Origin of the sequence: Lentisalinibacter sediminis (assembly GCF_040706615.1) — a bacterium.
Lineage (GTDB): Bacteria > Pseudomonadota > Gammaproteobacteria > Steroidobacterales > Woeseiaceae > Lentisalinibacter > Lentisalinibacter sediminis.
In genome coordinates this window covers 54,301-76,830 of record NZ_JAPDRF010000007.1, presented here as the reverse complement: position 1 = coordinate 76,830, position 22,530 = coordinate 54,301, and the positions used below count along the sequence as shown (strand labels likewise).

The window sequence follows — 22,530 nt, the reverse complement described above, 5'->3', positions numbered from 1 at the left end:
CTCCCGCGGTTGACGACTATGGGCCGGACTGCAGGCCGGGCACCATGTTAGCCCGGGCCGGCGCCCCGGAGTATCAGTCGCCGGCGTCGGGCTCCGGCCAGCGCTGGGGCACTTCGCGCAGGCCGGAGAGGTCGTAGCCCTCGGACTCGAGGAAGGACAGGATGCGCCGGTACTTCTCGTCGGGTATCTGCGGCTCCCGCGCCATGATCCAGACGTAGTCACGGGCGTTGCGGCCGATGACGGTCGTCTCGTAGCCCTCGTCCAGCCAGACGATCAGGAACTCGGCCTTGAACGGCCAGACGAACTGCATGCCCCAGACGGCATTGCTCGGGTCGTCCCGCACGAAACCGGTGGGCGTGTAGACCTTCAGGGGTCCGTCGAAGCCCTCGTTGCGGAAGCGGAAGGTGGTGGCGATGGTGCCGTCGTCGTTCAGCTCGTAGGACTCGATGGCGTTGTACGCCTGGTCCTCCAGGAAGGTGGGGATGTGCGCGATGACGTACCAGTCGCCCATGTAGCGGGGCAGATCGACCTCGTCGACGACGTGGATCGGGTCTTCGGGAGTGGTGGCGCATCCGGCGAGGGAGGCGCACAGCAGAACGGCGAGCAGTCTCTTCACGTCGGCTCCATACAAACTTCGATGGCCGTTGTATTCGATCTGTCAAGCACCGCGGATGCAGCGCCGGATGCCGCGACCGATCCCGTTCCGGTAGTATGTCGCGACCACCGACCAGGGAGATTCGGACATTGGCGAACAAGAAGACCGGCGTGAAGAAGAAAGCGCGGCGCAGGCCGGGGCGTCGTCAGGCGGAGGAGGCCATCCGCACGCTGCTACTGTGGGCGGGCGAGGACCCGGACCGGGAAGGTCTGCTCGACACGCCCGCGCGCGTGGCCCGCGCGTACGAGGACTGGTTCTCCGGCTACCGGGAGGACCCCGTTCGCTTCCTGAAGCGCACGTTCCAGGAGGTGGAGGGCTACGACGAGATGATCGTGCTGCGCGACATCACCTTCGAGTCCCACTGCGAGCACCACATGGCACCGATCATCGGCCGGGCACACGTCGGCTATCTGCCCACCAACAAGGTCGTGGGCATCAGCAAGCTGGCCCGGGTGGTAGAAGCCTTCGCCCGCCGCTTCCAGGTGCAGGAGAAGATGACCGCCCAGATCGCCAACACCATCCAGGACGTGCTGAAGCCGAAGGGCGTCGGCGTGGTGATCGAGGCCGAGCACCAGTGCATGACCACCCGTGGCATCCACAAGACCGGCGTGTCGATGGTCACGAGCCAGATGCTCGGCACCATCCGCGAGGACGCCCGCACCCGCGCCGAATTCCTGCGCATGATCGGCCACGGCAGCTGACGCCGACCTGGCCGCCGACCGGCGGCGGCCCCACACCGACGCGACATTGAGCGACATCGGCCCCCGCAAGCTGATCGTACTGCTGGCGGCGGCGACCGCCATGGGGCCGCTCGCCATGCAGATATATCTGCCCGCGCTGCCGGCGGTGCAGTCGGCTTTCGGCACCTCGCTGGCGCTGACCCAGCTCACCTTCAGCGCCTTCGTCTTCGCCATCGGCCCGGCCCAGCTCCTCTACGGACCGCTGGCCGATCGCTGGGGGCGGAGGCCGGCGCTGATCGCGGGCCTGCTGCTCTGTTTCGCCGGCAGCGTCGCCTGCTACCTGGCCCCCGACATCTACTGGCTGATCGGCGCACGGATGATACAGGCCGTGGGCGGCGCCGCCGGCCTGGTAATCGCCCGCGCCATACTCAGTGATCTCTACGGCACGGACGAGATGGCCGGCCGGCTCGCCACCCTGGTGATGGTCATGGTGGTGGCGCCGACCCTGGCGCCGCTGGTGGGCGGCTACCTCACCGACTGGTACGGCTGGCGCAGCCTGTTCCTGGTGGTAAGCGTACTCGGGCTGCTCGTGACCGCCGCGGTGCTACGCTGGCTGCCGGAGACACTGCCCGACGAGGACGACGGGGAGCGTGAGTCGCTGACTCTCGGTGTGAAGCGGCTGATGGGCAAGCCGCTGTTCCATGCCTACACCGCCCAGGCGGTGCTGTCGGTGGGCATGTTCTACGTCTTCATCTCCACCGCACCCTACCTGATGGAATCCGTCATGGGACGGCCGGCCAGGGAGTACGGATTCTGGTTCCTGCTGCTGGCCGGCGGTTATACGCTGGGCAATCTGACCTCGACCCGCTACTCGCACCGTCTCGGCGTCGACGGCATGATCCTGCGCGGCAGCCTCGTCGCCGCCGTCGGCACGCTGGCCATGGTGAGCCTGACCGGCGCCGGCTGGTGGGCACCGATGGCGCTGTTCCTGCCGATGACGGTGGTGACCTACTCCAGCGGCCTCGCCGCGCCCAACGCCCAGACCGGCGCCGTGCGCCAGTCACCACGTCGCGCCGGCACGGCCTCGAGCCTGCTCGGCTTCAGCCAGCAGACGGTCGGCGCATTGCTGGTCCAGTTCGTCTCGATGCTGGACAACGACTCGCCGGTGACACTGGCGGTGTTCCTGCTGGTGCTCGGCCTGCTCTCGGTGGCGTGCGCGCTGGCCATTCGCGCACTCGGCGCGCGCGCCGCGCAGGCCGCCTGAGGCTCAGCCCGCCTTCAGCGCGTGCGCTTCCACGCTGGCGGCGCTCTGGGCAGGACGACGGACGTCCGCGAGGTCCGGGCGGCTGTCGATGAAGGCCTGGTAGCCGTGCTTGCGGATCAGCGCCACCTCCGAATCGTGCACGGGATAGAGCTGCAGCACTCGCACCCTGCGCTCCTCGATCTCGAGCCGCTCACCGGCCAGACCGAAGAGGGCAGGATTGTGCACGAGGAAGGCACGCATCGGGCTCGAGCGACTGATCTCGTCGCTGACCGAGACCGTGTCGCCGACCTTGAAGGCGCCCCGGCCGCGGTAGCGCTCCGCGATCACGCCGATGGCACGGGCCCAGGCGGCGTTGGGACTCTTCACCGAGATCATCAGCTCGGGACGCTCGTCCCCCGCCGGCGGTTCCACGCTGGACATGCCGACGGTGAAGGCCGTCAGGTGATCCGCCACCGGGAACTCCAGATAACTCGCCACCAGCACGGGAGGGCCGTCATCGGCCGCCGGGATATAGGTCAGGTTGGCCCTGCTGCCGCAGCGCTCGTTGAGATAGTCGAGTAACAGCTCCTCGGCGGATTTCCAGAACTGCAGTCCCCGGTTGATGACAGGCATGTCGCACGCTCCTTGTCGGTTGATGGCCGGCGGCGCCGTCCTCGCGTATCAGCTTCGCAACGTCGTCCCGATCCGGCCGACTATCGCAGGCGAATGTGTCAGGCTGATGGCGTCACGTGCATGGAGTGCAATATCCGTGCCGCGTCGCTCGCACCACTTTCCGGGGCGGCACGGCGCGATCCTGCACCACGCTGGCGCAGGACCGCCCGCTGCTGCGCCGCGATGGGGCGCCCGTTGCGGCGCGGCAGCGGGCCGGCGCACCGTCAGAGGCCGAGGACCTCGCGGCCCTGCTCGAAGCGCACGTCCACCGGTATGTCTGCCGCATTCACCCGTGCGAGCGCGGCGGCCAGCTCGGGCCGGATGACGCCGAGGGTATCGGTGAACGCCTTCGCGCCCTCGTAATCGCCGTCGCCCTGCAGCGTCAGGATCTTCGCCGAGAGCTTCGTGATCGCCGCCTGCATGGCTTCGAAGTCCACCCGGTAGCGGCCGGTGGCCTCGTCCAGCGTGAATGCGCCCTCGTCGGCGAAGAAATTGAACCGCACCATGTTCGCTTTGCCGTGGGCGCTGGAGGCACCGAAACGCACCGAGCGGAAGATGCCGGCGAGGAACGTGGTGTAGTAGTCCATCAGTTCCGTGTCGCCGAGTTCGCCGCGCTCGTGCAGCTCCGTGATCATGTACAGACCCAGTACGTCGGCCTTGCCCTCCTCGATGCTGGAGGCCACGTCCTTCAGCGCGGCACGCACGGTACCGGAGCCGTCCACCGTGTTCTTGATGCCGAGGCCGTGAGCGACTTCGTGGAACATGGTGTTGGCGAAGAAGGCGTCGAAGGTCACGTGGCCGCGTTGATCCTCGACGATCAGCACCTCGGCGATGGGCTGCATGATCTTCTCGAACTTGGCGCGCATCGCGTTCTTCAGCTGCAGCCGCCGGGTGCCCTTGGCGAGTTGCACCTCCTCGTCGTTCGGCAGGTTGATCGCGATGGTCTTCGCGCCCGCGTTCGCGTCGCCGGCATAGTAAAGGGCGTCGTAGGCATTCAGGTCCGAGTCGCTGCCCGGCTCCTCCGCCTTGTAGCGCTCCGGCACGGGCAGGCCGCGCTGCAGCTCCGGCAGGAAGGCCGTGAAGCGCGACAGCCGGTCGGACCAGGCCATATCCTTCAGCAGCACGAAGGACTCGTAGGCCGCCCGGTAGCCGAACAGCTGGTCCTCGTAGGTCTCGACGGCACCGATGACCACGTCGATCCGGTTCGTTTTCATGTCGAGCCAGGCCATGTCGCTCGGCTGGTAGTCGTCGGTGACCAGTGCGTCGGCCCGCAGCCCCAGGTACCGGGCGAAGCCCTCGTCCTCTGCCAGCGTCGCGGCCTCGCGCAGTAGTTCGGCGGCGCGCTCCAGTGGGTCGGCATACGCCTCGTGGTAGGCGATCAGCTCGAGATCACCGGCCGCATCCCTTCGCACGAGCGAATAGAGACCGTCCTTGCCCGGCTGCTCCCAGGCTTCGAACTCATCCACCGTCATGTCGGGCGGATAGAAATTGGCGCCGGCGGGCCTGGGCCGCACGCCGGTCACGAACGGGCGGTCGTCGGCCAGGCGATCCCAGGGCCCGTAGTTGATGCCGGCGAACTGGCGCACCGGGCCGGCCGGCAGGTCGGCGAGCCATTCCTCGTGGCCGTCGCCCCAGGCCTGACGCCAGAACAGGTCGTCCATGATCTTCGAGGCATCGATCAGCAGCCCGATCATCCTGCGCTGGTCGTCGCTGAGGTCACCAAGGTCGGCGGTGAGCGTGAACGGCGCGTAGTCGGCCACCCGCTCGGCGACGGCCTCGGCGTCCGGCAGCGGTTGCGCCGCCGGCTGTTCGCGCATGCCGGTTTCCGCGCTCACGGTCTCCTCCGGCGGCGCATCGCTGCCGCAGGCGGCGAGAGCCAGGACCGAGAGCAGCAGAGCCGGGACCGCGATCGTGGTAATCGCAGCAATGGGGCGGGTGCGGCGCGTATGGCCTGCGCGGCCGGCATGACCAGCCCGGACGACCGAGCCGAACGGGCGCAGGGATTCGGTACTGAATTTCATCGCTGAGCTCCGTGCAGAAAAGGGGCATTATTGCACGACAGATCGGGGCTCTTGGGGAGGAGCGGCGCCGATGAGAGACAGTGCGATCCGGTTGCCGCCCACCGCGGACGACGAACTCACGCCGCGCAGCGAGGGGCTGATGCTGGCCGTGGACCCCGGGCTGAGCCCGGCGGCGGCAACCCGCGCCGCTCGCCGCGCGGTCGCCACCGCACTGCCGGGGGAGTGGGTGGTCGAACGCCTGCCCCGCTCGGGCGGCGTGTACCAGGCGCTGCGCCGGCGCCCGTCGCTGCAGCCGCTGGTGCGCCAGGTCTGGGAATTCGCGCGCCGCCTCGACACCCACCCCGACGTTATCTGGGCGGAGGCCGCGGTAATCCAGCCGGGCCACGATCCGGACCCGGCCCGGGTCGGGCGCCGTGGCCCCAGCAGCGGTGCCGGTGCGCGGCCGCTGCCCTGCTCCGCCGACAGCGAGTGGAGCCTGACCAATGCGCGTCTTGTCGAGGCCTTCGCTCTGATCGACGGCCCGCCGGGCGGGGGCATACGGGTCGCCCACCCGGATACCGGCTACACCCCACATCCGGAGATCCGCCACCCGGAGCGGCTGGCAGTCGGGCTCGGCTACGACTTCGAGGCCGATCGCCGCGATCCCAGGGATCCTCTGCGCCGCCGCAATCCGGGCCACGGCACGGCAACCGCCAGCGTCATCATGAGCGCCATTGGCGACGACGGGGGCGAAGAAGGGGGCAACGAGGAAGCGGACGGCATCGCGGTAAGCGGCAGCGCGCCGGCGGCGACGCTGGTACCCCTCCGGGTGTCTTCCGGCGTGGTGCATTTCTCCTTCCGGCGGCTCGCCCTCGCCATCGATCACGCCATCGGCATCGACGCGGACGTCATCTCGATGAGTCTCGGTGGGCCTTTCGCCAGCCGCAGCCTCGAGCAGATGCTCGATGCCGCGGCGGCCGGGGGCATCATCAGCCTCGCCGCGGCCGGCAACATCTGGCCCTGGGTCGTGCATCCGGCCCGCTCCTCCCGGGTGATCGCGGTCGCGGCCAGCAACTGCCGCGACGCAGTCTGGCGCTACAGCGCCGCGGGCGGCGACGTGGATCTGGCCGCACCCGGCCAGGACGTGTGGCGCGCGCTGGCTGCGCCCGGCGGCCGCTACAGCGACGCCCGTGGCAGCGGCACCTCGTACGCCGTGGCCACGGTGGCCGGCGCGGCGGCCCTGTGGCTGTCCCGTCACGGCCGTGACCGGTTGCGCCGTCGCTACCCCGGCGCGGCGCTGCCGGGCGTCTTCCGCGACATCCTGACCGGCGCCGGCGTCCGCCGCCCGGACGGCTGGGACACCGGACGCCACGGGGCCGGTCTCCTGGACGCGGTGGCGCTGCTCGAGGCAGCCCTCCCCCGCCGCGGCCCGTCGGCGGTCCGGCCGGAACCGGCAGCCGGCACGGATCTCAACCACTGGCGCGAGTTCAGCCGCTATTTCCCGGACCTGGACGAGGCATCGGTGCGCCAGGCGCTGGCCCGGCTGACGGAAGGCGGCGGCGAAGATCCGGAGCCCTTCCTCGCCCGCTTTGGCGACGAGCTCCGCTTTCACCTCGCGACCAGCCCCGCGTTCCGCGCCATGCTGATGCGCCGCGGTCCCCGCAGCGCACGCCGTCCCCCGGCGGCAGTAAGCGCCCACCTGACCCGCTACGCCTCACGCGAACTCCGCGCCACCCTCCAGAACATGTAGGAGGGCCTTCAGGCCCGACCCGGCTGTGGGAGGGCCTTCAGGCCCGATTCCTTCTTTCCTGGCCGCCCTGCGGGGGTATCCATCTTGCTCCCGACAAAAGGTCGCGGCGATGGATACCCCCGCATGACGGCCGTGCCCGCGGTGGCGTAAAGGAAGCGCCAGTCAGCAGCGCCTGCTGACTGGTGCCAAACCTCTCGGCTATGGGCCCGTCAGCGGGTGGGTAAGGGTTGCGGGGTCGTCCGGAACGCGCTGCAAGCCTCGATGGGCGTGTAGGAGGGGCTTCAGCCCCGATCCGCGCTCGGCCACCTCAGGCGTAGATCGGGGCTGAAGCCCCTCCCACACTGAGCGTCCCCGCGACCTTTGCCCACCCGATGGCGGGCCAACGCCAAAAGAAAGCCGGATCGGGCCTGAAGGCCCTCCTACGGTGGGTGGTCGCAGGGCGAGGGCGGTCAGGACTTCAGGAGGAAATCCGGGACCTCTTCCAGCTCCGGGGCCCGCACCAGGTGCAGCGGACCCGTGCTGTCGGCCGCCTCCCGCCGTGCGAGTTCGCCGTACAGCGCGACGATCGTCTTCGCGCAGTCGGCGGCCTCGGCACCGCTCATCTTGCGGACCGAGGCACGCACCGGCCCTTCCCCGTTCAGTGGCGTCACGCTGTGCAGGCACCGGCGCAGGGCGGAGAAGCGGCCCAGAAGACGCCGTGGCAGCTCCTCGTCGTGGATGCCGCTGAGGTGGTCGCTGTAGGCGCACACCAATCGCTGCTTGATCGGCGCATGACCGGCCAGCGCGAGCACCGCTTCATGAAAGTGCTTGGTCAGGGGCGACATGGGCTCTCCCGATATTGTTCTTCTGATCTCCGCCGGTCTGCGGCGGCCCTCGGAGAGCTGACTGGGCGGAACCCGCGCGGCTCGTTCTCGCTCTTTTGCCGGCTTGTGGCGGTGCCCCACGCCAACCAGTCACTTGGGACCTTTTCTTATAGCAAAATAGCGGAACGTCTTACAACTCCCCTTCGAGATGACAGTTTTATGAAGACCCGTCGCCGCCGCTCACCCGCAACGCGATACGCCACTCCTCGTCGTCCAGCCGTTTCTCGGTCACCCAGGCGTCGTTCATCTCCGCCGGGGCCCACTCGACGGCCAGCGTCTCGTGCATCACGTAGTCCCGGTACTCCGCCAGTGCCTCCTCCACGCCCGGCGTGCCACTGATCGAGAGCGCGATGCGGTCCGAGACCTCGAGACCGGCCTGCTTGCGCGCGTCCTGCACGGTGCGCACGAGTTCGCGGGCCAGGCCCTCGCGCACGAGCGCATCGTCCAGACGGGTGTCCAGGGCCACCAGATAGCCGCCCTCCTCCGCACAGGCAAAGCCCTCGGCAGAGCTGGTCTCCACCAGCACGTCCTCCGGGCCGAATTCCAGGGTCTCGCCGCCGGCCTCGACGGTGAAATCCCGGCCGGCGGCAGCCGCGGCCGCGATGGCCGCACCGTCCGCCGCCGCCAGAGCCTCACGGATGGCCGGCACCAGCTTGCCGTAGCGCTTGCCTATCCTCGGCAAATTGGGCTTGATGCGGTACTCCACCAGCTCCGCGTCCCGGGCGATGAACTCGAGTTCCTTCACGTTGAGCTCCTCCAGGATCTGCGCGCGGTGGCTTCCGGCCGCCTCCGCAGCCGCATCGTCCGGCACCCGCAGCAGCAGCCTGCCCAGCGGCTGGCGGGTGCGGAAACCCGTCTGCGCGCGCGCGGCCCGGCCGAGGCCGACCACCTTCTGCACCACGCCGAACTCGAACAGCAGATCCGGATCGCGCCACTCCGCGGGCAGCTCGGGCCAGGCCGTCATGTGCACACTCTCCGGCGCCTGCGGATACACGTTGCGCACCAGATTCTGGTAGACCTGCTCGGACAGGAATGGCGTGAACGGCGCCATCAGCCGGTGCACCGTATCCAGGCACTCGTACAGCGTCAGGTAGGCGGACTGCTTGTCGTCGCCCGCCGCCGACTTCCAGAAGCGCCGCCGGTTGCGCCGCACGTACCAGTTGCTCAGCTGGTCGATGAACTCCTCGATGGCGACGCCGGCAGTGCGGGCGTCGTAGGCATCCAGCGACTCCCTCACCCGCCGCTCGGTGTCGGCCAGCAGCGCGAGGGCCCAGCGGTCGATCTCCGGCCGCGATTCCAGCGACACGTCGCGGGAAAGGTCCACTTCGTCGAGCCGCGCGTACAGCACGAAGAAACCGTAGGTATTCCAGAAGGTGTTGACGAACGAGCTGGCCACGTCGGCCACGATGTCCACCGAGATCCGCTTCTGCTGGTCCGGCGAGATCCGCGCCAGGAAGTACCAGCGCAGCGGATCGGCGCCAACCTTGTCGAAGACGTCGTACGGGTCGACGATGTTGCCCAGCGACTTCGACATCTTCTTGCCGTCCTCGTCCACGATGTGGCTGAGGCAGATCACGTTGCGGTACGCGACGCTGTCGGAGACCATGGTGGCGATCGCGTGCAGTGTGTAGAACCAGCCCCGGGTCTGGTCGATGGCCTCGCAAATGAAATCCGCCGGGAAGTGTGCCCGGAATGCCTCCACGTTCTCGAACGGGTAATGCCACTGCGCGTAGGACATGGCGCCTGAGTCGAACCAGCAGTCGATGACCTCGGGCACACGGCTCCAGGTAACGCCGTCGGCCTCGAAGGTGACGTCGTCCACCGCCGGGCGATGCAGGTCCAGGCCCTCGAGCCTGCGCCCGGTGAGTTCCTCCAGCTCGGCCAGGGAGCCGATGCAGCGGTAACGGCCCTCGCCGTCGGTCCAGACCGGCAACGGGGTGCCCCAGAATCGTTCCCGGGACAGGGCCCAGTCCACGTTGTTCTCCAGCCAGTTGCCGAAACGACCCTCACGGATATTCGCCGGCACCCAGTTGATGGTGCGGTTCAGCGCCACCATGCGGTCCCGGAACTCGGACGTGCGGATGTACCAGGCATCCTTCGCGTAGTAGATCACCGGGTCGCCGGTGCGCCAGCCGAAGGGGTAGTTGTGCACGTAGCTGCCGGCACGGAACATCCGGCCCCGCTCTTTCAGCAGGTCGATCAGCACCGGATCGGCGTCCTTGAAGAACAGGCCGGCCACCGGTTCCACCTCGGGCAGGAAGCAGCCGTCCAGCCCGACGCCATGCAGCACCGGCAGTCCGTGCGCCTGCCCGAGTTCCAGGTCGTCCACGCCGTAGGCCGGGGCGATGTGCACGATGCCCGTGCCGTCCTCGGTGCTGACGAACTCCGCCGACAGAACCCGGAAGGCGTCCACATCGTCGTCCACGGCCAGGTATTCGAACAGCTGCTCGTAATGCATGCCGACCAGGTCGCCGCCCTTCACCCGGCGGATGACCTCCACCGGCTCGTCGCCGAACACCGCGGGCACCAGCGTCTCGGCCACGATCAGCGTCTCCTCGCGGTGGCCCACGTAGACGTAGTCCACGTCCTCATGCACGGCCAGCGCCAGATTCGACGGCAGCGTCCATGGCGTCGTGGTCCACACCAGGAAGTAGGTCTCCTCCTCGTCGGCCACGGCGAAGCGCACGTAGACGGAAGGATCCTCCACCTCCTTGTAGCCGAGGGCGAGTTCGTGGGAGGAGAGCGTGGCGCCGATGCGCGGATCGTACGGAACCACCTTGTAGCCCCGGTAGATCAGGCCCTGGTCCCAGATGCGCTTCAGCAGGTTCCACACGGACTCGATGTAGCTGTTGTCGAGGGTGTAGTAGGCCTCCTCCAGGTTTACCCAGAAGCCCATCCGCTCGGTCATCTTCTCCCAGTCGCCGATGTAGCGCATGACCGACTCGCGGCAACGGCGGGTGAACTCCTCGATGCCCACCTGGCGCTCGATCTCCTTCTTGTCGAAGATGCCGAGTTCCTTCTCCACCTCGTGCTCGACGGGCAGGCCGTGGGTATCCCAGCCGGCTTTCCGGGGCACGTGATAGCCCCGCATGGTGCGGTAGCGGGGGAAGGCGTCCTTGAACGTGCGCGCGAGCACGTGGTGGATGCCGGGCCGGCCGTTGGCCGTCGGCGGCCCCTCGTTGAAGCTCCACTGTGGCCGGCCCCGGCTCCCCTCCAGGGTCTTGTCGAAGATGCGGTGCTCGCGCCAGAACGAGAGCACCTCGTCCTCGACGGCCGGACCCTCGTAGCGGCTGGCAACTTCTCTCAGCTTCATTTCATCCCGTCCAACGAAAAAACCCCGGGCGCCGTCAAGCGCCCGGGGCGATGTGATTCCTCATGCACCGCGGTACCACCCGGTTTCCGCCCGGCCCTCCCGGGCCGGACCTCGAGGGGTCGTCACGGTCGTTACAATCGTCCGTGGCAACCCGCGGCCGTGTATCGGCAGCCACCCGGTCGAGCCTAGTCGGGGCCGCATGACGCCCTTTCGGTCGACGGCTCCGGGGTGATGTTCACCACCCACCGGCCACGAGGCTCCCACCGTCCCACGCTCGCTTCGGACCGGCGCCGGGTGGCTACTGTCCCCATCGACGCCCCAGACGCGGAAGCTAGCGCCGGGCGCCTGAAAAGGCAAGCCCGCGTGATGCCGCGGTCGCCGTGGCCCGGGGGCTCGGCTACCCTGTGCCATCTCCCGTTCGATCCGCAATCCCGAGCCCAAGGAGCACGGCGTGAGCAGCGACTTTCCGGCACCCCGATACATCGACACCAACGGTATCCGCATGGCGGTCTACGAGCAGGGCCACGCCGAGGGCGAGGCCGTGGTGCTCTGCCACGGCTTCCCCGAACTCGCGTATTCCTGGCGCCTGCAGTTACCCGCTCTCGCCGATGCAGGCTACCGGGCGCTCGCGCCGGACCAGCGCGGTTACGGCGCCACCGACAAGCCCGGGGCTGTCACCGATTACGACATCCGCCACCTGGTCGGGGACATGACCGGCCTGCTCGATGCCCTGGGCCTCGAGCGCGCCTGCTTCGTGGGCCACGACTGGGGCGCGCTCCTGGTCTGGCAGATGGCGCTGCTGGCGCCGGAGCGCATGCGCGGCGTCGTCGCCGTGAACATCCCCTTCTACCCGCGGCCGCCGGCGGACCCGATGATCATGATGCGCCAATTGCTCGGGCCCGACTTCTACATCGTGAACTTCCAGGACTCGGATGAGGCGGACCGGCGTTTCGCGGCCGACCCGGAGCGCTACTTCCGCGCCATGATGCGGCGGCTGCCGGTCACCCGGCAGGCCTTCGAGCAGATCCCCGACGACAAGCGCCGGCCGTTCAGCATGCTGACCGCCATGGACGAGCCGCCGAGGGGCGCGGACCTGCTGGCCGAAGAGGAGCTGCAGGTCTTCGTGGAGGCCTTCCGGCGCGGCGGCTTCACCGGGCCCATCAACTGGTACCGCAACTGGACGCGCAACTGGGAGCTCACAGAGGGGATCGAGCAGCGGGTGCGCATACCGGCGCTGTTCGTCGGCGCCGAGGACGACGTCCTGATCGCGCCCCACCACATCGAGGCCATGCACGAGTACGTCGACGACCTGGAGGTCCGCATGATCAGCGACTGCGGCCACTGGACACAGCAGGAGCGCCCGGAGACCTTCAACGCCATCCTGCTCGACTGGCTGGAGCGCCGGCGCGCGCAGTGACCGGACACGCTGCGGGAGTCTGCCCCGCCGGCCCGGCCCCCGCCGCCGGACTCAGGGCTCGACGACCAGCTTGCCCCGGACGTGGCCTGAGCGGCTCTCCGCCAGCGCCTCGAGCGCCGCGTTCAGGGGGTAGCACCGCGCGACGTGCACCCGCAGTTCGCCGCGGCTCATCATGGCGCCGAGTTCGGCGAGCTGCGCGCCCTCCGGCAGCACGGCGATCATCTCCGCCGAGACCCCGGCCTGCTCGGCCCACTCCGGGTCCGGTACCTCGACGATGCTCACCAGGCGGCCGCCCGGCCGCAGCACGTTGAACGAGCGGCGCAGCGTGTCGCCGCCGACGGTGTCGAACACCACGTCGACCGGCTCCACGGCATCCTCGAACGGGCCGGCCGTGTAGTCGACGAAACCGTCCGCGCCGAGTCCGCGGACGAACTCCTCGTTGCGTCCCGAGGCGGTACCGATCACCGTCGCCCCGAGGGACTTCGCCAGCTGCACCCCCACGGAGCCGACCCCGCCCGCCGCCGCATGGATCAGCACCCGCTCGCCGGCGGCCAGCCGTGCCGTCTCCACCAGCGCCTGCCAGGCGGTCTCGCCGGCGACCGGCACCGCCGCCGCGTCCGCGTAGGAGAGATCGTCCGGCTTGCGGGCGATCTCGGTCGGCATGGCGATGACGTACGGGGCATAGCAGCCGCAGCGCTCGAGCGAGACGTAGCCGAACACGGGCTCGTCGACGGCGAACGCATCCACACCCTCGCCCACGGCGGCCACGTCCCCCGCCAGTTCACAGCCGAGCGTCAGCGGCGGCGCCAGACCGAGGAACTCGCCGAAACCGTCCGCGATTTTCCAGTCCACCGGATTGACCCCCGCCGCAAGTACCCGGACCAGCACCTCGCCGGGCCCCGGCACGGGCCGTTCCGTGGCAGCCAGACGCAGACCTTCCTCGTCGCGGTAGCGCTCCAGGCGCACCGCCTGCATTTCCTCAGCCAAAAAAGAACTCCTTCAGGATTCGTCGACGGCGTCGGTCAGTTGAGAACCCGGTACCCGCGCCCGCGCAGGCAGTTCTTCACGACGCGTTCCTTCTCGCGCTGATTGTACAGTGCCGAGCGCGCGCCGCCGCCGATGGCGCCATAGCCGGCGCCGCGATCCGCGTCGCCGCTGATGGCGCCGGCCGCTGCGCCGACCACTGCGCCGGCGGCCGCCCCTTTTGCGGCGCCCCCGGCAACGCTCACCTCGTCGGCGTATTCGCGGCACTCACGCAGATCGGTCTCGTACTGCGCCATGTTGACCCCTTTCGTATCGACGATGGGATCAGGATGCGACGCGCACCCGGCCGAGAGCGCCAGGGCAACAGCGACGGCAGTGACAGTCATTCTCATGGGATGTTCCTCCAGCAGACCCGTCCGTAACGCCAACGCAGCTGAGCGGCGCCGGTTGACCGGCAGCGGAGATCCCGTCCGGCGGGCGCCGCACGGTCCCGTGCTCAGTGCAGCGTATCCGACACCGTCAGATCGCTGTCCTCGCCGAACATGGCGCGGTCGAAGGCCCCGAGCAAGGTGGCTTCGCTCTGGGCGCCGATCACGAACAGGCGCTTGTTAATCATGTAGTCCGGCACGCCGGTCACGCCGGCCTTGCGAGCCTGCGCTTCCTCCGCCAGTACGATCCGGTCGACACGCTCGTCGTCCAGGTACTGCGCGGCCGTCTCGGGCGTGAGGCCGGCCTCCCTGGCCAGTTCAACCAGCACGTCGTGCCGGCCGATGTCGCGGCCTGCGCCGAAGAACGCCCGGAAGAGCCCATCGGCGAGTTCGTTCTGGCGCCCCTCGATCTCGGCCAGCTTCATCAGTCGGTGGGCCGCCCGGGTGTTCGGCACGCGGACGATGCGGTCGAAGGCCAGCTCGAGGCCTTCCCCGGCGCCGAGGCGGGTCAGCTGCTCCAGGGCGGGCTGCAAAGCCTCGGGCTCGCCGAACTTGTCGCGCAGGTAGTCCTCGAGGGCCATGCCTTCGTCGGGCATGTCGGGGTTGAGCTGGAACGGATGCCAGGCGACCTGGACCGGACCCAGCACGGAGGCGAGCGCCTCGTCCAGCCGATGCTTGCCGATGTAGCACCACGGGCAGACGAAGTCCGCGATGACGTCCACGCGCAGCGCGGCGGGCGCCTGTGTCTCGGTACGATTGACGAGCTCTAGGATGCTTTCCTTCATGTCACCGGGGCGCCATGCGCCATTGCTCCTGCTCTCCACACTCCGCGGACCTTGGGGCTGCCGCGGCGTTTTCAATGCCGGACAGCGCCAGGCCACCGGGCATCCGCGCGGCCGGGCCACCCGAATACCTGTTGGAGTACCAGACAGGCACCACGGTTCCCGGAGACCCCATGACGGATATCCAGCTCGGCAGTTTCGACACTCCCATTGACGTAATGGTACAGGGGGCCAGCCGCGGCATCGGCGCGGCATTCTGCGCCGCGATGGCCACCTCGCCGTCGGTGGCCCGGGTGGTCGCGACCAGCCGGGATCCGGAAGGCTCGGAGCCACTGGCGGCGATCCGCCGGGATATCGGCGACCGGCTGCTCACCGTCCCGATGGACGTCACCAGCGAGACCAGCATCGAAGCCGCCGCCCGCGCCGTCGCGGACCGCGTCGAGCGGCTCTCGCTGATCATCAACTGCGCCGGTCTGCTGCACGACGGCGAGCCACTGCAGCCGGAACGCAGGCTCTCCGAGGTCGCCCCGGAGGCGCTGCAGCGCAGTTTCGCCGTGAACGCGTGGGGACCGCTGCTGGTCGCCAAGCACTTCGCCGGGCTGCTGCCGCGGCGCGGGCGCGCAGTATTCGCCAGCCTGTCTGCGCGGGTCGGCAGCATCGGCGACAACCGGCTCGGCGGCTGGTACGCCTACCGCGCCTCGAAGGCCGCCCAGAACATGTTCACGAAGAATCTGTCCATCGAGTTGCCCCGGCGCCATCGCGGCACCCTCGTCGTCGCGCTCCACCCGGGCACCGTGGATACGGGCCTGTCCGCGCCGTTCCAGTCGCGGGTTCCCGACGAGCAGTTGTTCGACGCGCCGCTGGCCGCCCGGCAGCTGCTCGAGGTCATCGACGGACTCGGGAAGGACGACAACGGCGGTTTCTTCGCCTGGGACGGTCAGCCGATCCTCTGGTGACCGGGCCGCAAAAGAAAACCCCGCCCGGCAGAGCCGGACGGGGTTTTCGCCTCGATGAGGCTACCGGTCGGAACCGGGCGTCGACGTATTACATCATGCCGCCCATTCCGCCCATGCCGCCCATGTCGGGCATCGGCGGGTGGTCCTCCTCCTTCGGCGCGTCCGCCACCATCGCTTCGGTGGTCAGCAGCAGGCCGGAGACGGAAGCTGCGTTCTGCAGCGCCGAACGGCTTACCTTGGTCGGATCCAGGATGCCCAGCTCGACCATGTCGCCGAACTCACCGGTAGCGGCGTCGTAACCGTAGTTACCCTTGCCCTCGGCGACGGCGTTCAGCACCACCGAGGCGTCGCCGCCGGCGTTGCTGACGATCTGGCGCAGCGGCTCTTCGAGGGCACGGCGCAGGATGTTGATGCCGGTGGTCTGATCCTGGTTCTTGCCCTCGAGCTTCTCGATGCCCGTGCGGGCACGGATGAAGGCGACGCCACCGCCGGGCACCACGCCTTCCTCGACGGCGGCACGGGTGGCGTGCAGCGCGTCCTCGACGCGGGCCTTCTTCTCCTTCATCTCCACTTCGGTGGCAGCACCGACCTTGATCACGGCGACACCGCCGGAGAGCTTCGCGACGCGCTCCTGCAGCTTCTCGCGGTCGTAGTCCGAGGAAGAATCCTCGATCTCGGCGCGGATCTGCTCGACGCGACCCTCGATCTCCTGGGTGCGGCCTGCACCGTCGATGATCGTGGTGTTCTCCTTGGTGATCTGCACCTTCTTGGCCTCGCCGAGATCCTCCAGCGTGGCCTTCTCCAGGGACAGGCCGACCTCCTCGGAGATGACCTGGCCGCCGGTCAGGACTGCGATATCCTGCAGCATGGCCTTGCGACGGTCACCGAAGCCGGGCGCCTTCACCGCAGCCACCTTCACGATGCCGCGGATGTTGTTCACCACCAGCGTGGCGAGGGCCTCGCCTTCGACGTCCTCGGACACGATCAGCAGCGGGCGGCTGGACTTGGCGACGTTCTCGAGTACCGGCAGAAGATCGCGGATGTTCGAGATCTTCTTGTCGTACAGGAGGATGAACGGGTTATCCAGCTCGGCCGACTGGCTCTGCTGGTTGTTGATGAAGTACGGCGACAGGTAGCCGCGGTCGAACTGCATGCCTTCCACGACCTCGAGCTCGTTGGTCAGCGCCTGGCCTTCCTCGACCGTGATCACGCCTTCCTTGCCCACCTTTTTCATGGCCTCGGCGATGATCTCGCCGATCTCGGTGTCGGAGTTGGCGGAGATGGAGCCCACCTGGGCGATGGCCTTGTCGTCCTCGCAGGGCTTGGACAACTTGTGCAGCTCGTCGACCACGGCGGCGGAGGCCTGCTCGATGCCGCGCTTGAGATCCATGGGGTTCATGCCCGCGGCGACGGCCTTCAGGCCTTCGCGCAGGATGGCCTGTGCCAGCACGGTCGCCGTGGTGGTGCCGTCACCGGCCACGTCGGAGGTCTGGGAGGCGACTTCCTTCACCATCTGGGCGCCCATGTTCTCGAACTTGTTCTCGAGCTCGATCTCTTTGGCGACGGACACGCCGTCCTTCGTGACGGTGGGTGCACCGAAGCTCTTGTCGAGCACGACGTTGCGGCCCTTCGGACCCAGGGTCACCTTGACGGCGTTCGCCAGCACGTTCACGCCGGCCATCATCTTGTGGCGGGCGTCATCGCTGAAACGGACTTCTTTTGCAGACATTGTCTCTATTCCTCTTTTCGTAAATTCAGTCGGTGTCTCTCGATGATCGACGCGGGGCTCAGCCTTCGATGACCGCCATCACGTCGTCTTCTTTCATCACCAGGTAGTCCTCGCCTTCCACCTTGACCTCGGTGCCGCTGTACTTGCCGAACAGCACCTTGTCACCGGCCTTCAGGTCGAGAGCGCGGACTTCGCCGTTCTCGAGGATCTTGCCCTTGCCGACGGCGATGACTTCGCCCTTGATCGGCTTCTCGGCGGCCGTATCGGGAATCACGATCCCACCGGGGGTCGTGCGCTCTTCCTCCATGCGCTTGATGATCACGCGATCGTGAAGCGGACGAATCTGCATGGGTGCGTCTCCTTTTGGTAAACTGCTGTTTTTTCGATCAATTATGGAATTCTGGATGGCCGTGCTGTTAGCACTCGCCATCAGTGAGTGCTAATGATAGTGCCGGTCAGCCAAATTTCAAGAGCCGCCGCACCGGTGATGCCATGACAGGGGCGCCGCCGCCCGCTATCCTCGGCGCCGGCCAGGGAGATCCTTATGTCAAAGACGCTGCTCGTACTGTGCACCTGCCCGGACGAAGAGACCGCCCGCAGCATTGCTACCGCGCTGGTCGCGGAAAAGCGGGCGGCCTGCGTGAACATCGTCGGGCCCCTGCGCTCGGTCTTCAGCTGGCAAGGCGAGGTGTGCGACGAATCCGAGCTGCTGCTGATCGCGAAGACCACGGAGGCCGTGTGGCCGGAACTGGAGGCCCGGGTCGTGGAGCTCCATCCCTATGACGTGCCGGAGGTTATCGCCACACCGGTGACGGCTGGCTCCGCGGCCTACCTGGACTGGGTGGCGGCATCGGTCTCGTCCCCTGCGGCCGATGCTTTGGACGATTCTGTGACGGAGAAGGAATAATCCCGCGTCCGGCGCGGTCACACTGTATGGCTGTCCGTCTGCGGGGCGTCCCGTCAGCGGGCCGTCCGAGGCAACGCCGGTAATGAGAGACAGCATGAGCCCGAACAGACATCCCTGCCGCCGCCCGGCCAGCGCGGCCGCCACCCCCGTCGCGGCCCTCCTGACCATGGTCGCGATGATCGGTATCGTCGCGACCGGCTTCGCGCCGCCGGCCCATGCGGTCTCGCCGGAGGACCTGCTGCGCCCCGAGCAGGCATTCCGCTACCAGGTCGAGGACACCGGCGAGGCCCTGCTCGTGCGCTGGACCGTGGAACCCGGCTACTACCTCTACCGGCAAAAGCTCGGCATCGACACCGACAGCGACGACGTCCTGCTGGGCGATCCCGCACTGCCCACGGGCGAGATCCACGAGGACGAGTACTTCGGGCGCCAGGAAATCTATCGGGGCGACTTCACCATGCAGGTGCCCTACGTCAACGAGGGCGCAGGCACCGTGACCCTCGAGCTCCGCTCTCAGGGCTGCGCCGACATCGGGCTGTGCTATCCGCCCCAGCGCTGGACCGCCGAGGTGACGCTGGCGGGCGCCGCGCCCGAGGCCTCGCCAACCGTCTCGCTGTTCGGCAACGGCCGGCCGTCCGGCGGACTGGCCGCGACGGGAGGCGGAGAGTTCCTGCCGCCGGACGTGGCATTCCGGCCGGTGGTGAGCGCGCTGGACCCGTACACCGTCGAGCTGGCATGGCAGATCGAGCCCGGCTACTACCTCTATCGCGACAAGCTGTCGGCCACCGCCGTCAGCGACGGCGTGCAGCTCGGCGCCCTGCAGACGCCGGCGGGCAAGAAGAAGTTCGACGAGTACTTCGGTGAAACCGAGGTCTACTACGACGAGGTCGTCGCGCGGGTGCCGCTGAACCGGGCGAGCCGGCAGGGGCAGAGCCTGGTGCTCGAGCTCGGCTTCCAGGGCTGCGCCGAGGACGGTATCTGTTACCCGCCGCTCAAGCGCGAGGTAAACGTCTCCCTGCCGCCGGCCACCGCCGCCGACGCGCCGCGACCGGCGGACGAGGCGATGACGGCCGCGCCGGTGTCCGAGCAGGACCGCCTGGCCGCACTGATCGGCGAGGGTAATCTCGCGGCGGTGCTCGCCACCTTCTTCGGCGCCGGCCTGCTGCTCGCACTGACGCCGTGCGTGCTGCCGATGATCCCCATCCTGTCCGGCATCATCGCCGGCGAGGGCAAGGATGTGACGCCGGCGCGCGGCTTCACGCTGTCGCTCTCCTACGTGATGGGCATGGCGCTCACCTACACCGTGGCCGGCGCGCTGTTCGCCGCTGCCGGACAGCAGGTGCAGGCGATCTTCCAGCAGACCTGGATACTGGTCACGTTCGCCGGGCTGTTCGTGCTTCTGGCGGCGGGCATGTTCGGCGCATTCGACCTGCAGATGCCCTCGTCCATACAGACCCGCGTGGCCGCCATCAGCGGCAAGCAGAAGAGCGGCACCATGGTGGGCGCCTTCGTCATGGGCGCGCTGTCCTCGCTGATCGTCACCGCCTGCGTGGCACCGCCGCTGGTGGCGGCACTCGCGGTGATCGGCCAGACGGGGGACGTCTTCCGGGGCGCGGCGGCCCTGTTCGCGCTGAGCCTCGGCATGGGCGCGCCGCTGCTCGCGGTGGGCGCCTCCGCCGGCAAGCTGATGGTGAAGGCCGGCCCCTGGATGGTGGCGGTGAAGAACGCTTTCGGCTTCGTGATGCTGGGCCTGGCCATCTGGATGCTGGACCGGGTACTGCCCGGCGCCATTACCCTGGCCCTGTGGGCCGTGCTCATCTTCATGGCCGGCGTATTCCTGGGCGCGCTGACCCCGCTGACGCCGGAGTCGGGAGGCGCGCAGAAACTCGGCAAGGGCTTCGGCGTGCTGGCGATGTTCTACGGCGCCGTCCTGCTGCTCGGCGCGCTGTCCGGGGGCGACGACCCGCTGCAGCCCCTCGCCGGCACCCGCGTGGCGGCGGTGGGCGGCGGCGCGGCCGCGGCCCACGAGGAACTGGAATTCCGCCGCATCAAGACCGTGGCCGACCTGGAGCAGGCCGTGGCCGCGGCGTCGACCCGGGGACAACCGGTGATGCTCGATTTCTATGCCGACTGGTGCGTGTCCTGCAAGGAGATGGAGAAGTACACCTTCAGCGACCCCGAGGTGCAGGCGGAACTCGACGGAGTCGTCCTGCTGCAGGCGGACGTGACCGCGAACGACGAGCAGGACCAGGCGCTGCTGACGCACTTCCGCATCTTCGGGCCGCCCTCGATCATATTCTTCGGGCCGGACGGCGAGGAGCGCCGCCCCTACCAGGTGGTGGGCTTCATGCCCGCCGACGAGTTCGCCGCCCATGCCGCCCGGGCCGTCGCGCCGGCGCCTGCCGCCGTGACCGCACAGGCAGACTGATATGCCCCGTATCCTGATGGTCCTCGTCCTGGCGGCGTCGGTCGCTGCCGGCATGTGGCTGTCCCGCCTGCTGCTGCCGCCGGAGAGTCCCGCCACCGCACCCGTCGACCGGACCGCTGCCGAGATGCGGGCCAGCGCCGTGCAGGCGGAGACGGGGGACTTCAGCCTGCCCGACCTGGCCGGCGAGACGCGCACCCTCGCCGACTGGGACGGCAAGCTGCGGGTGATCAACTTCTGGGCCACCTGGTGCGCCCCCTGCCGGCGGGAGATCCCGCTGCTGAAAGACATCCAGGCCCGGCACGGGGAGGCGGGCATCCAGGTCATCGGCATCGCCATCGACGATGCCGAACCGGTGGCCGACTACGCCGCCGAGATGGAGTTCAACTACCCCGTACTCATCGGCCAGGAGGACGCCATCGCCGCCGCGGAGAGCTTCGGCATCGATTTCCTCGGCCTCCCCTTCACACTGATCGTCGCCCCGGACGGGGAACTCCTGAACGTCCACGTGGGCGAATTCAACGCGGACCAGGCCGAGACCATGGCGTCGGTGCTGCGGGACTTCCTCGACGGCACGCTGCCAGCCGACGCCGCCCGGCAGGCCCTCGCCGATATCTGACCCGGCGGCAATCCCGCCCGGCGCACGCCGCCGCACCCCGCTGGCCGGTGGCTCCCGACGACGCCCGCCTATGGGGATTATTGTGCAATTGCCGGCTATGGGCGTTAAACTCGCCGCTAACTTCGCTGAAAAGGCAGTCTACTGGACTGATCATGCCGCGGCTGCTCCTATTGAACGGGCCCAATCTGAACCTGCTGGGCAAAAGAGAACCCACGGTCTACGGCGACGAGAGTCTGGCCGCGGTGGAGGAGCGTCTGCGTAACCTGGCCGTCGAGTTCGGCCACGAGTTGGTCTGTTTCCAGAGCAACGCCGAGCACGAGCTGGTGGCCCGGGTGCAGGCCTGCACCGACGACGGCACCCGCGCCCTGATCGTGAACCCGGGCGCCTATACCCACTCCAGTATCGCACTGCGCGATGCCCTGCTGGCCGCCGGCCGGCCCTTCATCGAAGTCCATCTCTCGAACGTGCACGCCCGGGAGGGCTTCCGGCACCACAGCTATTTCTCCGACGTAGCCGACGGCACGATCGTCGGACTGGGCGTCATCGGCTACGAACTCGCCCTGCTGGCACTGCACCGCAGGCTGACGGACTCATAAGAGAAGGCAAGCGCATGGATATAAGGAAGGTCAAGAAGCTCATCGAGCTGCTGGAGGAATCCGGCATCGCGGAGATCGAGATCACCGAGGGGGAGGAGGCGGTGCGCATCAGCCGCTACCCGGCCAATACCATGGTGGCCGCACCGCAGATGTCTCACTATCCGATGCCGCAGGCAGCACCCGCCAACCCGTCGCCGGAGCCCGCCGCGCCCGCGCCCGATCCCGCCGCCGCGCCGGCCCGGGAGCCCGAGGAAGAGGGCCACGTGGTCACCTCGCCGATGGTGGGCACCTTCTACGCCGCGCCCGCCCCGGGGGCGAGCCCGTTCGTGCAGATCGGCGACCGGATCAAGGCCGGCGATACGCTGTGCATCGTCGAGGCGATGAAGATGATGAACCCGATCGAGGCCGACGTGGACGGTGTGGTGAAGTCGATCCGGGTCCAGAACGGAGAGCCGGTGGAATACGGCCAGATGCTGTTCGTGATCGACCAGCGCACCGGCTCCTGAGCGGA

20 protein-coding genes are annotated in these 22,530 nt (G+C 68.4%); 10 read left to right on the top strand and 10 right to left on the bottom strand.

The annotated features are described in order from the left end of the window. Positions 1 to 73 precede the first annotated feature (73 nt). On the bottom strand, positions 74 to 616 hold the full coding sequence (locus ACJMKX_RS15410; RefSeq protein WP_405227425.1) for a lipocalin family protein: 543 nt from the start codon (positions 614 to 616) through the stop codon (positions 74 to 76). A 128-nt stretch (positions 617 to 744) separates the two neighbouring features. Between ACJMKX_RS15410 and folE the strand changes: the two genes are divergently transcribed. Then, positions 745 to 1,356, top strand: a complete 612-nt coding sequence (gene folE, locus ACJMKX_RS15405; RefSeq protein WP_405227423.1) for a GTP cyclohydrolase I FolE — start codon at positions 745 to 747, stop codon at positions 1,354 to 1,356. A 46-nt stretch (positions 1,357 to 1,402) separates the two neighbouring features. After that, entirely contained in the window at positions 1,403 to 2,599 is a 1,197-nt protein-coding gene (locus ACJMKX_RS15400) for a multidrug effflux MFS transporter (RefSeq protein WP_405227420.1), read from the top strand. A 3-nt stretch (positions 2,600 to 2,602) separates the two neighbouring features. On the opposite strand, the gene ACJMKX_RS15395 is transcribed toward ACJMKX_RS15400, so the two are convergent. Together ACJMKX_RS15395 and ACJMKX_RS15390 are read right to left on the bottom strand one after the other, a co-directional pair. Beyond that, entirely contained in the window at positions 2,603 to 3,211 is a 609-nt protein-coding gene (locus ACJMKX_RS15395) for a suppressor of fused domain protein (protein ID WP_405227417.1), read from the bottom strand. Between the two features lie 263 nt (positions 3,212 to 3,474). After that, a complete protein-coding gene (locus ACJMKX_RS15390) occupies positions 3,475 to 5,271 on the bottom strand; it encodes a dipeptidyl-peptidase 3 family protein (RefSeq protein ID WP_405227414.1) in 1,797 nt (598 codons plus the stop codon). A gap of 70 nt (positions 5,272 to 5,341) precedes the next feature. Here ACJMKX_RS15390 and ACJMKX_RS15385 point away from each other — a divergent pair, with 70 nt between their 5' ends. Further along, positions 5,342 to 7,000, top strand: coding sequence for a S8 family peptidase (locus ACJMKX_RS15385; RefSeq protein WP_405227412.1), 1,659 nt, complete (start codon positions 5,342 to 5,344; stop codon positions 6,998 to 7,000). 449 nt (positions 7,001 to 7,449) lie between these two features. On the opposite strand, the gene ACJMKX_RS15380 is transcribed toward ACJMKX_RS15385, so the two are convergent. After that, on the bottom strand, positions 7,450 to 7,824 hold the full coding sequence (locus tag ACJMKX_RS15380; protein WP_405227409.1) for a hypothetical protein: 375 nt from the start codon (positions 7,822 to 7,824) through the stop codon (positions 7,450 to 7,452). A 196-nt stretch (positions 7,825 to 8,020) separates the two neighbouring features. Then, a complete protein-coding gene (ileS, locus tag ACJMKX_RS15375) occupies positions 8,021 to 11,176 on the bottom strand; it encodes an isoleucine--tRNA ligase (protein ID WP_405227406.1) in 3,156 nt (1,051 codons plus the stop codon). Between the two features lie 451 nt (positions 11,177 to 11,627). On the opposite strand from ileS, the gene ACJMKX_RS15370 reads away from it, so the two are divergent. Next, positions 11,628 to 12,593: an alpha/beta fold hydrolase gene (locus tag ACJMKX_RS15370; protein WP_405227403.1), complete on the top strand. Its 966-nt coding sequence runs from the start codon at positions 11,628 to 11,630 to the stop codon at positions 12,591 to 12,593. A gap of 51 nt (positions 12,594 to 12,644) precedes the next feature. On the opposite strand, the gene ACJMKX_RS15365 is transcribed toward ACJMKX_RS15370, so the two are convergent. The 3 genes from ACJMKX_RS15365 to ACJMKX_RS15355 all read right to left on the bottom strand — a co-directional run bounded on the left by ACJMKX_RS15365 (position 12,645) and on the right by ACJMKX_RS15355 (position 14,790). After that, entirely contained in the window at positions 12,645 to 13,580 is a 936-nt protein-coding gene (locus ACJMKX_RS15365; protein ID WP_405227401.1) for an NADP-dependent oxidoreductase, read from the bottom strand. Positions 13,581 to 13,615: 35 nt separating this feature from the next. Then, positions 13,616 to 13,969 carry a glycine zipper family protein gene (locus ACJMKX_RS15360; RefSeq protein ID WP_405227398.1) on the bottom strand — a complete coding sequence of 118 codons (354 nt, stop codon included), beginning with the start codon at positions 13,967 to 13,969 and terminating at the stop codon, positions 13,616 to 13,618. 104 nt (positions 13,970 to 14,073) lie between these two features. Continuing rightward, entirely contained in the window at positions 14,074 to 14,790 is a 717-nt protein-coding gene (locus ACJMKX_RS15355; protein ID WP_405227395.1) for a DsbA family oxidoreductase, read from the bottom strand. A 170-nt stretch (positions 14,791 to 14,960) separates the two neighbouring features. Here ACJMKX_RS15355 and ACJMKX_RS15350 point away from each other — a divergent pair, with 170 nt between their 5' ends. Continuing rightward, on the top strand, positions 14,961 to 15,743 hold the full coding sequence (locus tag ACJMKX_RS15350; RefSeq protein ID WP_405227393.1) for an SDR family oxidoreductase: 783 nt from the start codon (positions 14,961 to 14,963) through the stop codon (positions 15,741 to 15,743). An 88-nt stretch (positions 15,744 to 15,831) separates the two neighbouring features. Here ACJMKX_RS15350 and groL read toward each other — a convergent pair whose 3' ends face one another. Together groL and groES are read right to left on the bottom strand one after the other, a co-directional pair. Then, positions 15,832 to 17,472: a chaperonin GroEL gene (gene groL / locus ACJMKX_RS15345; protein WP_405227390.1), complete on the bottom strand. Its 1,641-nt coding sequence runs from the start codon at positions 17,470 to 17,472 to the stop codon at positions 15,832 to 15,834. Positions 17,473 to 17,530: 58 nt separating this feature from the next. Next, on the bottom strand, positions 17,531 to 17,821 hold the full coding sequence (groES, locus tag ACJMKX_RS15340) for a co-chaperone GroES (protein ID WP_405227387.1): 291 nt from the start codon (positions 17,819 to 17,821) through the stop codon (positions 17,531 to 17,533). Between the two features lie 195 nt (positions 17,822 to 18,016). On the opposite strand from groES, the gene cutA reads away from it, so the two are divergent. The 5 genes from cutA (at position 18,017) to accB (ending at position 22,525) form a co-directional block, all read left to right on the top strand. Further along, entirely contained in the window at positions 18,017 to 18,379 is a 363-nt protein-coding gene (gene cutA, locus ACJMKX_RS15335) for a divalent-cation tolerance protein CutA (protein ID WP_405227384.1), read from the top strand. Between the two features lie 94 nt (positions 18,380 to 18,473). Then, positions 18,474 to 20,807 (top strand): protein-disulfide reductase DsbD, encoded by a 2,334-nt coding sequence (gene dsbD / locus ACJMKX_RS15330; protein ID WP_405227381.1) that lies wholly within the window; start codon positions 18,474 to 18,476, stop codon positions 20,805 to 20,807. A gap of 1 nt (position 20,808) precedes the next feature. Continuing rightward, a complete protein-coding gene (locus ACJMKX_RS15325) occupies positions 20,809 to 21,423 on the top strand; it encodes a TlpA family protein disulfide reductase (protein ID WP_405227378.1) in 615 nt (204 codons plus the stop codon). 152 nt (positions 21,424 to 21,575) lie between these two features. Further along, a complete protein-coding gene (gene aroQ, locus ACJMKX_RS15320; protein ID WP_405227375.1) occupies positions 21,576 to 22,019 on the top strand; it encodes a type II 3-dehydroquinate dehydratase in 444 nt (147 codons plus the stop codon). 14 nt (positions 22,020 to 22,033) lie between these two features. After that, a complete protein-coding gene (gene accB / locus ACJMKX_RS15315) occupies positions 22,034 to 22,525 on the top strand; it encodes an acetyl-CoA carboxylase biotin carboxyl carrier protein (RefSeq protein ID WP_405227372.1) in 492 nt (163 codons plus the stop codon). Positions 22,526 to 22,530 lie beyond the last annotated feature (5 nt).

Excerpts from the sequence above, each read along its gene's own strand:
- ACJMKX_RS15395 (WP_405227417.1), bottom strand. The coding sequence starts at position 3,211 with ATGCCTGTCATCAACCGGGGACTGCAGTTCTGGAAATCCGCCGAGGAG.
- ACJMKX_RS15390 (WP_405227414.1), bottom strand. The coding sequence starts at position 5,271 with ATGAAATTCAGTACCGAATCCCTGCGCCCGTTCGGCTCGGTCGTCCGG.
- ACJMKX_RS15385 (WP_405227412.1), top strand. The coding sequence starts at position 5,342 with ATGAGAGACAGTGCGATCCGGTTGCCGCCCACCGCGGACGACGAACTC.
- ACJMKX_RS15380 (WP_405227409.1), bottom strand. The coding sequence starts at position 7,824 with ATGTCGCCCCTGACCAAGCACTTTCATGAAGCGGTGCTCGCGCTGGCC.
- ileS (WP_405227406.1), bottom strand. The coding sequence starts at position 11,176 with ATGAAGCTGAGAGAAGTTGCCAGCCGCTACGAGGGTCCGGCCGTCGAG.
- ACJMKX_RS15360 (WP_405227398.1), bottom strand. The coding sequence starts at position 13,969 with ATGAGAATGACTGTCACTGCCGTCGCTGTTGCCCTGGCGCTCTCGGCC.
- ACJMKX_RS15355 (WP_405227395.1), bottom strand. The coding sequence starts at position 14,790 with ATGAAGGAAAGCATCCTAGAGCTCGTCAATCGTACCGAGACACAGGCG.
- ACJMKX_RS15350 (WP_405227393.1), top strand. The coding sequence starts at position 14,961 with ATGACGGATATCCAGCTCGGCAGTTTCGACACTCCCATTGACGTAATG.
- groL (WP_405227390.1), bottom strand. The coding sequence starts at position 17,472 with ATGTCTGCAAAAGAAGTCCGTTTCAGCGATGACGCCCGCCACAAGATG.
- groES (WP_405227387.1), bottom strand. The coding sequence starts at position 17,821 with ATGCAGATTCGTCCGCTTCACGATCGCGTGATCATCAAGCGCATGGAG.
- cutA (WP_405227384.1), top strand. The coding sequence starts at position 18,017 with ATGTCAAAGACGCTGCTCGTACTGTGCACCTGCCCGGACGAAGAGACC.
- dsbD (WP_405227381.1), top strand. The coding sequence starts at position 18,474 with ATGAGCCCGAACAGACATCCCTGCCGCCGCCCGGCCAGCGCGGCCGCC.
- ACJMKX_RS15325 (WP_405227378.1), top strand. The coding sequence starts at position 20,809 with ATGCCCCGTATCCTGATGGTCCTCGTCCTGGCGGCGTCGGTCGCTGCC.
- aroQ (WP_405227375.1), top strand. The coding sequence starts at position 21,576 with ATGCCGCGGCTGCTCCTATTGAACGGGCCCAATCTGAACCTGCTGGGC.
- accB (WP_405227372.1), top strand. The coding sequence starts at position 22,034 with ATGGATATAAGGAAGGTCAAGAAGCTCATCGAGCTGCTGGAGGAATCC.